A 13132-nucleotide genomic window follows, 5' to 3' on the forward strand; every position below is an offset into this window, starting at 1 on the left:
CTTGCCGTGTTCCGGTGCCGATTCCGAGGGTGAGTGGAGGCGCGCGAAAAGCGCATGGGGGGTCGGCTTTGTCAAGGCAAGCGCCTCGACAGGACCACCGCCCGACTTCACATTGGCGGCCTGTTTCCGCGCCGGACGTGACCATGCCCAGAGCCGTCAAAATCAAGAAAAAGACCGCCGAACTGTCGACCGCCGAGGCCACGGTCGAGACCCTGCTCGCGCACGGGCTCAAGACCGTCTACGCCCTGCCCGGGGTCCATAACGACCACCTGTTCGATGCCTTTCAGCGCGCCTCCGACCGGCTCGCGGTGGTGCACAGCCGCCACGAACAGGGCGCGGCCTATATGGCGCTCGGCGCGGCACTAGCGACGGGGAAGCCGCAGGCCTATGCCGTGGTGCCCGGACCGGGCTTGCTGAACTCCGGCGCGGCGCTGCTCACCGCCTACAGCATGAACGCGCCGGTGCTCGGCCTCATCGGCCAGATCCCGGCTGCCGGCCTCGGCCGCGACCTCGGCCACCTGCACGAAATCCGTGACCAGACCGGCATCGTCGCCCGCCTCGTCGACCACCACGCCGTGCTCGCCGGCCCGGCCGAGGCGCCGGCCAAGGCGGCCCGCGCCGTCCGCGCCATGGCCACGCGCCGCCCCGGCCCGGCGGTGCTGGAATGCGCCATGGACGTCTGGGGCAAGCGCGGCAAAGTCGGTGCAATTACGCCACCCGCCCCGCCCCGCGCGCCAAAGGTCGATGACGACGCGGTCCGCGCGGCGGCACGCCTGCTCGGCAAGGCCAAGCGCATCCTCATCGTCGTCGGCGGCGGTGCTCAGGATGCCTCGCCGGAAGTGACACAGTTGTCGGAGATGCTGCAGGCGCCGGTCCTGTCCTATCGCCGCGGGCGCGGCGTGCTCTCCGACGCGAGCCCGTTCTCCGTGAACCTGCCGATCGGCCGCGACCTGTGGGGCGAGGCCGACGCCGTGCTCGCGATCGGCACGCGGCTCTTCTACCCGTTCGCCCAGTGGGGCATGGACAAGAGCCTCGCCATCGTTCGCGTCGACGCCGACCCGGAGGAGCCGGCGCGTCAGCACCGACCGAAAGTGGCGCTCGTCGGCGACGCCGCGCCGATCCTGCGCCGGCTGATCGCGGACCTGCCGCGCTTCAACGCCGCCCGCCCTTCGCGCCGCGATGAAATGCAGCAGCGGCAGGCCAGAATGCGTGCCCGGCTGGCGAAGCTCGCGCCGCAGCTCGCCTTCATCGCGGCGATCCGTGCCGAGTTACCGCAAGACGGCATCACCGTCGACGAGGTCACGCAGATCGGCTTCGCCGCCCGCCTGGCCTTGCCCGTCTATAAGCCGCGCACGTTCCTCTCGCCCGGCTATCAGGACAATCTCGGCTGGGGCTACGCCACCGCGCTCGGCGTCCAGCACGCGCGGCCGGACGTGCCGGTGCTGTCGATCAATGGTGACGGCGGCTTCATGTACACGGCCAACGAGCTTGCCACGGCGATGCGGCACCGCATTCCGCTGGTCGCCGTCGTCTTCTCGGACGGCGCCTTCGGCAATGTGCGCCGCATCCAGGAGGAGCAGTTCGGTAACCGGCTGATCGCCTGCGACCTCGCCAACCCCGATTTCGTCAAATTCGCCGGGAGCTTCGGCGCCGCCGGGCGCCGCGCCGACGGCCCGGAGGCACTCCGCCGCGCTTTGCGCGAGGCCTTCGCCGCGCGCGAGCCGACCGTAATCGAGGTCCCGGTGGGACCGATGCCCAGCCCGTGGGAGTTCATCCACATGCCGCCGGTGCGAGGGCGATAATGCGGCTTGTCACGGTGCCCCCGGATCAGGTTAGGTCGCCCTGACATGGAGCCTATTACGACGAGTGAGGAACTCGCGGCCGTCTGCGAACGCATGGCGAAGCATCGCTACGTGACCGTCGACACCGAGTTTCTGCGCGAGACCACCTATTACCCCCTGCTCTGCGTGGCGCAGATGGCGACTGCCGACGAGGCCGTCGTCGTCGATGCGCTCGCCCCGGGCATCGATCTGGCGCCGATGTTCGACATCTTGACCAACGAGAACGTGGTCAAGGTCTTCCACGCCGCGCGCCAGGACATCGAGATCGTCTGGAACATGGCGGGCAAGATCCCGCACCCGATCTTCGACACCCAGGTCGCCGCCATGGTCCTCGGCTACGGCGACTCGATCTCCTACGACCAATTGGTGCAGCGCATCACCGGCGACCAGCTCGACAAGTCGCACCGCTTCACCGACTGGACGCGGCGGCCGCTTTCCGACGCGCAGCTCGTCTACGCCGTCTCCGACGTCACGCATCTGCGCGACGTCTACTTGAAGCTCGACGAGGACCTGCAAAAGCGCGGCCGCGCCAACTGGGTGTCGGCGGAAATGGACGTGCTGACCTCGCCGGACACGTATCGCGCCGATCCCGAGCGCGCCTGGGAGCGGCTGAAGAGCCGCGTGCGCAAGCCGAAGGAGCTGGCGGTGCTCATCGAGATCGCCGCCTGGCGCGAGCGCGAGGCGCAGTCGCGCGATGTGCCGCGCTCGCGCGTGCTCAAGGACGAGGTGATCGGCGACATCGCCGTGCAGGCGCCGACCACGATCGAGCGGCTCGGCCACCTGCGCTCGCTGCCGAAGGGATTCGAGCGCTCCCGCTGGGGCGAGCAGATCGTCGAGGCGGTCAAGCGCGGCGTCGAGCGCGATCCGAAGACGCTGCCGCGGCTCGAGCGCTTCCGCCCGGCCGCCAATGGCGGCGCGACGGTCGAACTCCTGAAGGTGCTCTTGCGCATGACGGCGGAGAAGAACGGCGTCGCCGCCAAGGTGATCGCCACCGTCGACGACCTCGACCACATCGCCGCCGACGACGAAGCCGACGTGCCGGCGCTCAAGGGCTGGCGGCGCGAATTGTTCGGCGACAAGGCGCTCGCCTTGAAGCACGGCAAGCTCGCGCTCGCCGTGGAGAAGGGCAAGGTCGTGGCGGTGGAGAAGGACGAGACCGCGTAGACAACACCACCCGTGAACCAACATTCATCGGCATGGATACGCTGCAGAAGACGATCGACGCTTGGCTTGAACAGCTTCCGCGTCTGCTGTTTGCAAACTTGCTCGATAAAAAGCTGCGCGCTCAAGGCATTAAACTATCCAGGCAGAAACGCGAGCAGCTAGCCGACACAATTCTGGTCGATAAGCTCGAGACTTTTGAATTCGATGACGGGAACAAAAACAGTCGCAAGCGCAAGATATCAATAAGTTTTACTGACTCAGATATTAGATATTTGGAGAGGAAGTCTCAAAAATTTTTGGATCAATTTCCGGCACTGATCCATCAGATTACAGAGAAACAATCCAAAAGCCTTCTACGCTCACTAAAACGCAAATGGCCGACCGAATCTCGAGCACAGCGACGCGATCTCGATAGCTTTCGCAAGCGCCTACAGGATCGCTGGGGCGACGGCCTCGGCAAATTACGGATGCTCATAACGATAGCGCGTGAATACGGCAGCGAAACAAACAACGTAATTGGAAGAACTGACGGCCAGAAATCTAAGAAGGCGTTCGATATCCTCATTAAACTCCACGCGCGCTCGTGCCAAGTCGCCGAAGAGATACTTTGCCTCCTAAGCAACGGTTTTGCAGATGGCGCTATGGCCCGCTGGCGGACACTGCACGAGATCGCGGCCGTCGGTTATCTCCTTCAGCGCCACGGCGACGAATTGGCAGAGCGATATCAACATCATGAAGTGATTGAATCCCGCAAAGCAGCGATTCAATACCAACGACACCAGAGGCGCCTCGGACAAAGGCCGCTATCTGATAATACTCTGCGTAAAATTGAAGCTGACCGCGCGTCCGCCCTAGCCCTATACGGGCCACACTTTGCTAACCCTCAAGGCTGGGCGTCCAAGCATCTTGGAAAAAGCAATCCGAGCATCGCGGACATTCAGGAAGGCGCTGGCATAGATTATCTTGCTCCATATTACCGGATGGCTAGCCATAACGTGCACGCAAATCCGAAAGGTGTATTCTTCACACTCGGATTAGTCCGTGGATCGAATACATTGCTCGCGGGGCCAAGCAACGCCGGCCTAGCAGATCCGGGCCACGTTACCGCACTCTCGCTCGTACAGATGTCCAGCCTACTTCTGACCTTCTGTCCCACCCTCGACAATCAGATCGCAATGAGAGTGATGCATGCATTGGCCGATGAAGTCGGTACGAGCTTGTTGGCGGCGCACACTAAACTGAAGGCCGACGACCGGGCATTTAGAAGGAATGCGCGCCAACGAGGTGCGCGACGTAAAAGTCCCCGTGTGTCACAGGTCGCGCGCTGAACGTCGCCGTGCGCCTCAGAACTCGAACGCCGGCTCGCGGCCGACCAGGCGCGCGAGCTGGCGCAGGCGGCCGGCGAGCCGGTCGCTCGCCAGTCCGGCGAACTGCCCCGGCAGATGCAGCGTCAGCCGCCCGCGCTTCACGCGCATCGGCGTGTGCGGCAGCACGCCGTCATGGCCCGCGGTGAGGATGTAGGCGACGCGCATCGCCGCGCCGAGCACGCGCGCGCGGTCGAGGATGTGCGGCGTCGCCAGTTCGCGCAGGCGCGGCGAGAGTTCTTCTTCGTTGAGCCCGACGTGGCGGAAGAACACCGCCAGCGAGAGATAAGCGCGGCTCGGATGATCGATCGACACGAAGGCGCCGTGCGCGATCAGGTTCATCGACTGCTCGCCGCGATAGTCCGGATGCGCGCGCCAGCCGATGTCGCCGAGCAGGCAGCCGGTGTGGCGCAGCCGCACCTCGTCGGGCGTCTCGTCGAGACCCGACGAAGCGATGAAGCGATCGGTCCAGTCGATCAGCTCCTCGCCGTGCCGCGGCGAGCGTGAGCGCAAGAGATTGAGCTCGGCCGCCGCCGTGACCAGCGGATCGCTGTCGCGCTCGCGCTGGCCGAGCAGCTCGTACAGGAGCCCTTCGCGCACGCCGAGCACGGAGATCACCACGTCGCGCGGCTTGATCTTGCGCACGAGGTTTTCCAGCACCAGCGCCGCGTAAGCGAGCAGCGGCCTACGGGCGGCGTTGACGACTTCGATCTTCGACAAAGTCTCGGTGTCGACGCGATGCACCAGCCGCGAGAACTCGAGCGCCTCGCGCGCCGGGATGCGGTAATTATGCATGACGTGGAACGGATAGCCGGTCTGCCACATGTGCAGCCGCGCCAGCGCGCGCCAGGTGCCGCCGACGGCATAGAAGGTGCGGTCGCGGCCGAGCCTGAGCATGTCGAGGCCGGACAGGCTGTCCTGCACGAAGGCTTCCGCCTTCTTGATCGACTTACCGGCAATGTCCTGCAGCGCCAGGCCGCCGAGCGGCAGCGTCAAACCTTTCCGCACGCGGTCGCCGCGCACGTCGACGAGCTCGAGCGAGCCGCCGCCGAGATCGCCGACGATGCCGTCGGGCTTGTAGATGCCGGAGACGACGCCGAGCGCGGTCAGTTGCGCCTCGCGCTTGCCGGAGAGGATATCGATGCGCACGCCGCAGATATTCTCGGCCGCCGCGATGAAGGCCTCGCCGTTGTCGGCGTCGCGGCAGGCGGCGGTGGCGATCGCCCAGATGCGCTGCACCTCCAGCACGTCGCACAGAGCGCGGAAGCGGCGCAGCGCCGACAGCGCCGTCTCGATCGCCTCCGGCGCCAGCAGGCCGGTGGTCTGTACCTGCCGACCGAGACCGGCGAGCACCTTCTCGTTGAAGATCGGCGTCGGTGCGCGCGTCAGGCCTTCGTAGATGACGAGGCGGACCGAGTTCGAGCCGATGTCGATGACGGCGATCGGCGGGCCGTGATCGAGGCGCCCTTTCGGCGCAGGACCGCGGCGGCGCGGAGCTTTACGCTTCGCGCGAGAGCTGACGGATGAGGCTGCGGGGCGACGATTCTTTGAGCGATTTACCACGGCCCGAAAGGCTCGGATTGGTCATGAAGTATTTGTGGGCGTTGAAGGGCTCCTCGCCCGGCGCCGCCTTTATGCGCGTCGAAGACCCGTCCGGCAAGACCTTCCAGCTCTGCTCGTTGTCCTTGAAGTTCGCCACCATGATCTGCCCGAGCACCTGCTCGTGCACCGTCGGATTGAGGATCGGGCACAAGGCCTCGACGCGGCGGTCGAGATTGCGCGGCATCATGTCGGCCGACGAGATGTAGATCGAGGCGTTGGCGTGCGGCAGCGCGTGGCCGTTGCCGAAACAGTAGATGCGGCCGTGCTCGAGGAAGCGGCCGACGATCGACTTGACGCGGATGTTCTCGGACAGGCCCGGCACGCCCGGGCGCAGGCAGCAGATGCCGCGCACGACGAGGTCGATGGCGACGCCGGCCCGCGAGGCCTCGTACAGCGCGTCGATGATGCCGGGATCGACCAGCGCGTTCATCTTCATCCAGATCGCCGCCGGCCGGCCGGCTTTGGCGTGCGCGATCTCCTGCGCGATGTGGTCGAGGATGCGCTTGCGCAGCATGATCGGCGAGATCGCCATCGCCTCGAGCTCGCCCGGCTCGGCGTAGCCGGTGATGTAGTTGAAGATGCGCGCGACGTCGCGGGCGATCACGGGATCGGCGGTGAAGAAGGACAAATCGGTGTAGATGCGCGCCGTCACCGGATGATAGTTGCCGGTGCCGACGTGCACGTAGCTCGCCAGCGCGCCGGCCTCGCGGCGCACGACCAGCGACAGCTTGGCGTGCGTCTTCAATTCGATGAAGCCGTAGACGACCTGCGCGCCGGCGCGTTCGAGGTCGCGCGCCCAGCGGATGTTGGCTTCCTCGTCGAAGCGCGCCTTGAGCTCGACCAGCGCGGTCACCGACTTGCCAGCCTCCGCGGCTTCCACCAGGGTCTTGATGATCGGCGACTCCGCCGAGGTGCGGTAGAGCGTCTGCTTGATCGCGACCACGTTCGGATCGCGCGCCGCCTGTTGCAGGAACTGCACCACCACGTCGAACGATTCATAAGGGTGGTGGACGATCAGGTCCTTCTGCCGGATGGCGGCGAAGCAGTCGCCGCCATGGTCGCGGATGCGTTCCGGATAGCGCGGATTGTACGGCACGAATTCGAGGTCGGGCCGGTCGATGCGCGTCAGCTGCGACAGGTCGTTGAGCGCCAGCACGCCGTCGACAAGGAACACCTCGTCGTCGGCGACCGCGAAGGCGCGCTGCACGAAGTTGCGCAATTCCGCAGGCATCGACGTGTTCATCTCGAGGCGGATCACCGAGCCGCGGCGGCGCTGCTTCAGCGCCGTCTCGAACAGCCGCACCAGATCTTCCGCCTCTTCCTCGATTTCCACTTCCGAGTCGCGGATGACGCGGAAGGCGCCCTGCCCCTTCACGCTGTAGCCGGGGAACAGGCGGCCGATGAACACGCAGGTCGCGCCCTCGAGCGTGATGAGGCGCACCTGGTCGCCGCTGCCGGGCAACCGGATGAAGCGGTCGATCTTCTGCGGCATGCGGATGAGCGCGTTCATCGCCTTGCCGTCCTTGCCGCGCGACAATTGCAGCGCGAGCGAGAAGCCGAGATTGGGGATGAACGGGAACGGGTGCGCCGGATCGATGGCCAGCGGCGTCAACAGCGGGAAAACGTGGGTGAGGAAGTGCTCTTCCAGCCAGGCGCGTTCGGCCTTCTTGAGGTCGTCGGCATCGACCAAAGTCACGCCCTTGCCGGCGAGCTCGGCGCGCAGCTCCAGCCAGCGCTTCTGCTGATCGCTGGCGAGCGAGGCGACGGCCTCGCCGATGCGGACAAGTTGCTCGCCCGGCGTCAGCCCTTCCGGGCTCGGCGTGGTGATGCCCTGCTTCACCTGCCCTTTGAGGCCGGCGACGCGCACCATGAAGAATTCGTCGAGGTTGTTGGCCGAGATCGAGAGGAAGCGGACCCGCTCGAGCACCGGGTGGTGCTCGTTGGCGGCCTCCTCGAGCACACGCCGGTTGAAGTGCAGCCAGGACAGTTCGCGGTTGATGAAGCGGCCCGGGCTCTGGCGCAGGTCCCCGGCGGCGGGCGGCGCGGCGGTGGCCGGCGCCGGCTCGACAGCCGTTTCCTCAGCAGTTGCAACAGCTTGGCCGCGCGGCGTCATGCTCAGAATCCTGCCTGAAGCACCGGGGGTAGCCGGGTTTCATGGCGTCCGGATGACAGTTCGCCCTCCGGGCCCCCCATGCGTCAAGCCAATACCACCGAAATGGTTTCGTCTTCGTCAGGCGCCCGCGTCCTCGCGGAACAGCTCGGCGGCGAGCGCCCGGGTCACCGGCCGGTGCATCCGCATCGACTCCTCGTCGAGCCGCAGGACGGCGGCGCGGGCGGCGGCGAAGGAGCGCTCGATGCGGTTGGCGACGTAATTGACCACGCCCTGATCGAGCGCGATCTGGCGGTCGGCGGCGAGCTTGACCATCACGAGGCGCAGCAGCGTATCGTCGGGCGCACTCAGCGTGACCGCGGGCAGCGCCCGCAGCCGCGAACCGAGATCGCGGATCGCAACCTTGAAGGCGGAGGGCGGCGTGCGGACGGTGATGAGCACGTAAGCCCCCTCCTCCCGCGCCATATTGATGAGATGAAACAGCGCGCGCTCGTCGAGCCCCTCCGGTTCGAGATCCTCAAGCACCAGCGCACCGGTGGCGAGCGCGGTCGGCAACGTCTCTTCGCTCAGGAGATTGGCGGCGAGCACGCGCGCGCCGGAGATCTCCGCCCACATCGCCGCGAGATGACTCTTGCCCGAACCTTCCGGCCCGACCAGCGCCATCACGCGATTGGGCCAGTCGGGCCAGCGCTCGACCAGCCCCAGCGCCGCCGCGTTCGACGGACCGGCAAGGAAATCGTCGCGCGCGTAGCTCACCGCGTGGTCGAGCGCGAGCACCAGCTGACGCGGACCGAATGACATCGTCATGCGCTTGCATCCTCGCCGGTATAGAGCGAGCTCTGCAAATAGCGCGTGAGGGCGAAGCGGACGAGGACGCCGATGGTCGCGGCGAGCGGCACGGCGACGAGCAGGCCGACGAAGCCGAACAGATAGCCGAAGGCCAGCAGCGCGAAGATCAGCCACACCGGATGCACGCCGGTGCTCTCGCCGACGAGCTTGGGCGAGAGAACGTTGCCCTCGAGGAACTGGCCGAACAGGAAGATGCCGAGCACCGTCAGGATCGACGTGTAGTTCGGCCAGAACTGCGCCACCGCGACGGCAAGCGACAGCACCAGCCCGGTCATCGAGCCGACATAGGGGATGAAGGTGATCAGTCCGGAAATGAGACCGAGCAGAAGGCCGAAGTTCAGGCCGCTGAGCGTCAGCGCCACCGCATAGAAGGAGCCGAGCACCATGCAGACCGCGGTCTGCCCGCGCACGAATCCGGCGATGGCGGCATCGATCTCCCGCGCCAGCCCGCGCACGGTGTCGCGCTGCTTGACCGGGATCCAGCTGTCGACCTTGTCGATCATCCGATGCCAGTCGTAGATCAGGTAGAAGGCGACGACCGGCGTCACCACCAGCAGCGAGAACAGCGAGACGAGCGCGCGGCCGCCCGACCACAGCGATTTGAGGAACGAGGTGAGATAGCCGACGCCCTGGCTGACCAGGTCGCTGATGCCTTTGTCGGTGTTGAAGCCGACGCCGAGCAGCTTCTGCAGCCAGGGCCGGCTCGGATCGGTCATCAGCGCGCGCAGCTTGCTGACGTAGAGCGGGATGTTGTCGATGAACGAAGCGAGCTGTCCGCCGAGCACCGGCGCCACCAAGAGCACGAGCAGCACGAACAGCATCACGACGACGGTGATGATCAGCAGCGCCGCCGCCAGGCGGTTGACGCCGTGCCGCTCCATGCGGTCGGTCAGCGGCGTCAGCAGATAGGCGATCGCCAGGCCCATGATGAAGGGCAGCAGGATGTCGCTGAGCAGCCACAGCACCAGCACGATGACGGCGAAGCCGCCGAGCCAGAACATCACCTGCCGGCGGATGCCGTCGCGTCCGCGCGGATCGGGAACAAGCGTGGCCGGCGTCAGCGGATTCATTGTTTCGCCGTAGCCGCGTTCATGTGGCGCATCCATCCCGTGAGATAGGCCGCCACCGAGAGTAGCGTGGTTGCCGCCACCAGGTACATCAGGACTTGGGTCGCGATCCCCAGCGACAGGTGGAAGCCGAGCGAGCCGAGCACGACGCAGACCAGCACGATCTGCGCCACCGTGTTCAGCTTGGACACGATCAGCGGCTGCATCTTCACCGGGCTGCCGACCAGCCAGGACAGCATGACGCCGCCGACGATCATGACGTCGCGCGAGACCACCAAAATGACCAGCCAGCGCGGCAAGAGGTCGTTGACCCCCAGGGTCACATAGATCGAGACCAGCAGCGCCTTGTCGGCCAGCGGATCGAGGTAGGCGCCGAGCACGGTGGTCATGCCGTAATGCTTGGCGAGGAAGCCGTCGACGGCGTCGCTCACCCCGGCGGCGAGGAACAGCACGAAAGCGATCCACATCGCCCCGGAGGAGATCGCCCAAACGACGATCGGAACCAGGAGGATACGTCCCAGCGTAATGAGGTTCGGAATGCTCAAAGGTGACCCGGTTTCTGAAGCAGCCCAACCCGCAGGCCGGCCGCTCGATTAACCGGCAGAATATAGCGGCCTTGGGGCCATTGCACGACTTGCGATTCCAACGTACGACCCCCACGCAAACGAGGGCCGCCATGGCGAAAGACGAGCGCGGATTGACCTACGCGCAGGCGGGCGTCGACATCGACGCCGGCAACCGGATGGTCGACCTGATCAAGCCTCTGGTGCGCGCCACCGCCCGCCCCGGCGCCGGCGCCGAGATCGGCGGCTTCGGCGGCCTGTTCGACCTCAAGCGCTGCGGCTTCAAGGATCCGGTGCTGGTGGCGGCGACCGACGGCGTCGGCACCAAGGTCAAGATCGCCATCGACACCGGCCGCTACGAGACCATCGGCATCGACCTCGTCGCCATGTCGGTGAACGACCTCGTCGTGCAGGGCGCCGAGCCGCTGTTCTTCCTCGACTACTATGCCTGCGGGCGCCTCGCGCCGGAGACCGGCGCCGCCGTGGTCGCCGGCATTGCCGCCGGCTGCAAGGACGCCGGCTGCGCGCTGATCGGCGGCGAGACCGCCGAGATGCCCGGCGTCTATGCCGGCGACGACTTCGACCTCGCCGGCTTCGCGGTCGGCGCCGCCGAACGCGACGGCATCCTGCCGCGTAACGATATCGCCGAGGGCGACGTCATCCTCGGCCTCGCTTCCTCCGGCGTGCATTCGAACGGCTATTCGCTGGTGCGCAAGGTGGTCGAGAAGAGCGGCCTGCCGTGGAGCGCGCCGGCGCCGTTCGCGCCCGAGCAGTCGCTCGGCGAAGCGATCCTGACGCCGACGCGCATCTACGTGAAATCCTGCCTCGCTGCGATCCGGACGACCCGCGCGGTGAAGGGCCTCGCCCACATCACCGGCGGCGGTTTCCCCGACAACATCCCGCGCGTGCTGCCGAAGGGCCTCGGCGCGCGCATCGATCTCGGCCAGGTGCCGGTGACGCCGGTGTTCAAGTGGCTCGCCGCCGTGGGCACGATCGCGCAGAACGAACTGCTGCGCACCTTCAACTGCGGCATCGGCATGATCGTCGTCACTGCGGCAAAGGACGCCGCGCGCGTCGCCGACGCCTTCAAAGGCGGCGGCGAACAGGTGGTCGAGCTCGGCCACGTCATCCGCGCCGAAGGCGACGAGCGCGTCGTCTATCGCGGCGCGCTCGATCTCCAAAGCTGATGACTCGCCACCGGCACAGAGGGCTCCCTCTCCCCTGCGGGGAGAGGGCTGGGGTGAGGGGGTTCCTGACGTGGAGATGCTGTAACCCCTCACCCGCCGCACTTCGTGCGTCGACCTCTCCCTATGGGAGAGGTGAAGAGAGGCCGACATGAGCCGCACGCGTGTCGCCGTCCTGATCTCCGGCCGCGGCTCGAACATGGCGGCGCTGATTGAGGCCGCGAAGCGCGCCGACTATCCGGCGGAAATCGCTCTCGTCGTGTCGAATGTGCCGGACGCCGGCGGGCTGGCCACCGCGTCCGCCGCAGGCATCGCCACGACAACCGTCGATCACCGCGCCTTCGGCAAGGACCGCGCCGCCTTCGAGCGCGCGTTGCAGGATGTGCTGGTCCAGCACCGCATCGAACTCGTCTGCCTGGCCGGCTTCATGCGGCTGCTGACGCCGTGGTTCGTCGCACAGTGGCCGCAGCGCATGCTCAACATCCATCCGGCGCTGCTGCCCTCCTTCAAGGGGCTCGACACCCACCGCCGCGCGCTGGAGGCTGGGGTGAAACTGCACGGCGCGACGGTGCACTTCGTGGTGCCGGAGATGGATTCCGGCCCGATCGTCGCCCAGGGCGCGGTTCCCGTCCATGACCAGGATACCGAAGCCGCGCTGGCGGCGCGCGTGCTTGCGGTGGAACACCGCATCTACCCGCTGGCGTTGCGGCTCGTGGCGGAAGGACGCGTCAGCGTCGCGGGCAATCGTTGCCGCATTGCGAAAGCCGCCGCGCCGCATACCGCTCTCATCGTCCCGCTCGACTAAAATCTACATAAATTGAAACTTCGCGCCGGGCGATCACGAAGCAATGAATATTGGCACCCCGGGCGGTGTTGTAGTGTCCGATCGCGACTCTGCCGGGGCGGAGTCCATTCAATGAGGGGTTGAAATGCAGAGAAGCAGCGGCGAACCGGCGTTGATCTTTCCGGGCCTGGCCGGATTTTACAACGCGACATCGGACCTCTGGTATCCGCTGATCCGCGTCGCGGCCGGTGCCATCCTCGTCACCCACGGCTGGGGAAAGCTGCACGCGGGCGTCGCCGCCATCACCGCCTCGATGGCGCGGTCCGGCTTCGAGCCGGCCACCGCCTTCGCCTACGGCGCCATCACCCTGGAGAGCTTGGGCGCCCTCTGCGTCGCCATCGGCCTGTTCACGCGTTTCTTTGCCGCCGCAATCGCCATCGAGATGGCGGTCATCGCCTTCATAGTGATGATGCCGCACGGCTGGGGCCGCATGGAATTCACTTTCCTGTGGGGCATCATCTTCCTGGCCATCGCGCTCCGCGGCGGCGGCCCCTACTCCGTCGATCGCATGATCGGCAAGGAACTCTGATTTCCTGTCCCGGGC

Annotated in this window: 11 protein-coding genes; 6 read left to right on the top strand and 5 right to left on the bottom strand. The window is 66.4% G+C overall.

The window, feature by feature from the left end; genetic code table 11:
- The first annotated feature begins 143 nt into the window (after positions 1 to 143).
- The 3 genes from VGV41_RS09385 to VGV41_RS09395 are packed head-to-tail and all read left to right on the top strand — an operon-like array spanning position 144 to position 4333.
- Positions 144 to 1802, top strand: a complete 1659-nt coding sequence (locus tag VGV41_RS09385; RefSeq protein WP_326863544.1) for a thiamine pyrophosphate-dependent enzyme — start codon at positions 144 to 146, stop codon at positions 1800 to 1802.
- Positions 1803 to 1847: 45 nt separating this feature from the next.
- Positions 1848 to 3005 carry a ribonuclease D gene (gene rnd / locus VGV41_RS09390; protein ID WP_326863545.1) on the top strand — a complete coding sequence of 386 codons (1158 nt, stop codon included), beginning with the start codon at positions 1848 to 1850 and terminating at the stop codon, positions 3003 to 3005.
- A 32-nt stretch (positions 3006 to 3037) separates the two neighbouring features.
- Positions 3038 to 4333, top strand: coding sequence for a DUF5677 domain-containing protein (locus VGV41_RS09395; RefSeq protein ID WP_326863546.1), 1296 nt, complete (start codon positions 3038 to 3040; stop codon positions 4331 to 4333).
- Between the two features lie 15 nt (positions 4334 to 4348).
- On the opposite strand, the gene ppx is transcribed toward VGV41_RS09395, so the two are convergent.
- The 5 genes from ppx to VGV41_RS09420 all read right to left on the bottom strand — a co-directional run bounded on the left by ppx (position 4349) and on the right by VGV41_RS09420 (position 10542).
- The gene (gene ppx / locus VGV41_RS09400) at positions 4349 to 5932 is read right to left on the bottom strand and encodes an exopolyphosphatase (RefSeq protein WP_414705081.1); all 1584 of its coding nucleotides are present in this window, start codon (positions 5930 to 5932) and stop codon (positions 4349 to 4351) included.
- Positions 5868 to 8084, bottom strand: coding sequence for an RNA degradosome polyphosphate kinase (locus tag VGV41_RS09405; RefSeq protein WP_326863547.1), 2217 nt, complete (start codon positions 8082 to 8084; stop codon positions 5868 to 5870). Before VGV41_RS09405 ends, ppx begins: the two co-directional genes overlap by 65 nt.
- 117 nt (positions 8085 to 8201) lie before the next feature.
- Entirely contained in the window at positions 8202 to 8888 is a 687-nt protein-coding gene (locus VGV41_RS09410; RefSeq protein WP_414705082.1) for a chromosomal replication initiator DnaA, read from the bottom strand.
- On the bottom strand, positions 8885 to 10000 hold the full coding sequence (locus VGV41_RS09415) for an AI-2E family transporter (RefSeq protein ID WP_326863548.1): 1116 nt from the start codon (positions 9998 to 10000) through the stop codon (positions 8885 to 8887). The genes VGV41_RS09410 and VGV41_RS09415 overlap by 4 nt, the downstream gene beginning before the upstream one ends.
- Positions 9997 to 10542 (bottom strand): CDP-alcohol phosphatidyltransferase family protein, encoded by a 546-nt coding sequence (locus tag VGV41_RS09420; RefSeq protein WP_326863549.1) that lies wholly within the window; start codon positions 10540 to 10542, stop codon positions 9997 to 9999. Before VGV41_RS09420 ends, VGV41_RS09415 begins: the two co-directional genes overlap by 4 nt.
- A gap of 131 nt (positions 10543 to 10673) precedes the next feature.
- Here VGV41_RS09420 and purM point away from each other — a divergent pair, with 131 nt between their 5' ends.
- The 3 genes from purM to VGV41_RS09435 all read left to right on the top strand — a co-directional run bounded on the left by purM (position 10674) and on the right by VGV41_RS09435 (position 13117).
- Entirely contained in the window at positions 10674 to 11747 is a 1074-nt protein-coding gene (gene purM, locus VGV41_RS09425; protein WP_326863550.1) for a phosphoribosylformylglycinamidine cyclo-ligase, read from the top strand.
- Positions 11748 to 11895: 148 nt separating this feature from the next.
- Positions 11896 to 12549, top strand: a complete 654-nt coding sequence (purN, locus tag VGV41_RS09430) for a phosphoribosylglycinamide formyltransferase (RefSeq protein ID WP_326863551.1) — start codon at positions 11896 to 11898, stop codon at positions 12547 to 12549.
- A 124-nt stretch (positions 12550 to 12673) separates the two neighbouring features.
- Positions 12674 to 13117, top strand: a complete 444-nt coding sequence (locus VGV41_RS09435; RefSeq protein WP_326863552.1) for a DoxX family protein — start codon at positions 12674 to 12676, stop codon at positions 13115 to 13117.
- The last annotated feature ends 15 nt before the right edge of the window (positions 13118 to 13132 follow it).

The organism is Pseudolabrys sp. (genome assembly GCF_035943735.1).
GTDB lineage: Bacteria > Pseudomonadota > Alphaproteobacteria > Rhizobiales > Xanthobacteraceae > Pseudolabrys.

Coding starts and splice junctions, on each gene's coding strand:
- VGV41_RS09385 (WP_326863544.1), top strand. CDS start 144: ATGCCCAGAGCCGTCAAAATCAAGAAAAAGACCGCCGAACTGTCGACC.
- rnd (WP_326863545.1), top strand. CDS start 1,848: ATGGAGCCTATTACGACGAGTGAGGAACTCGCGGCCGTCTGCGAACGC.
- VGV41_RS09395 (WP_326863546.1), top strand. CDS start 3,038: ATGGATACGCTGCAGAAGACGATCGACGCTTGGCTTGAACAGCTTCCG.
- VGV41_RS09405 (WP_326863547.1), bottom strand. CDS start 8,084: ATGACGCCGCGCGGCCAAGCTGTTGCAACTGCTGAGGAAACGGCTGTC.
- VGV41_RS09410 (WP_414705082.1), bottom strand. CDS start 8,888: ATGACGATGTCATTCGGTCCGCGTCAGCTGGTGCTCGCGCTCGACCAC.
- VGV41_RS09415 (WP_326863548.1), bottom strand. CDS start 10,000: ATGAATCCGCTGACGCCGGCCACGCTTGTTCCCGATCCGCGCGGACGC.
- purM (WP_326863550.1), top strand. CDS start 10,674: ATGGCGAAAGACGAGCGCGGATTGACCTACGCGCAGGCGGGCGTCGAC.
- purN (WP_326863551.1), top strand. CDS start 11,896: ATGAGCCGCACGCGTGTCGCCGTCCTGATCTCCGGCCGCGGCTCGAAC.
- VGV41_RS09435 (WP_326863552.1), top strand. CDS start 12,674: ATGCAGAGAAGCAGCGGCGAACCGGCGTTGATCTTTCCGGGCCTGGCC.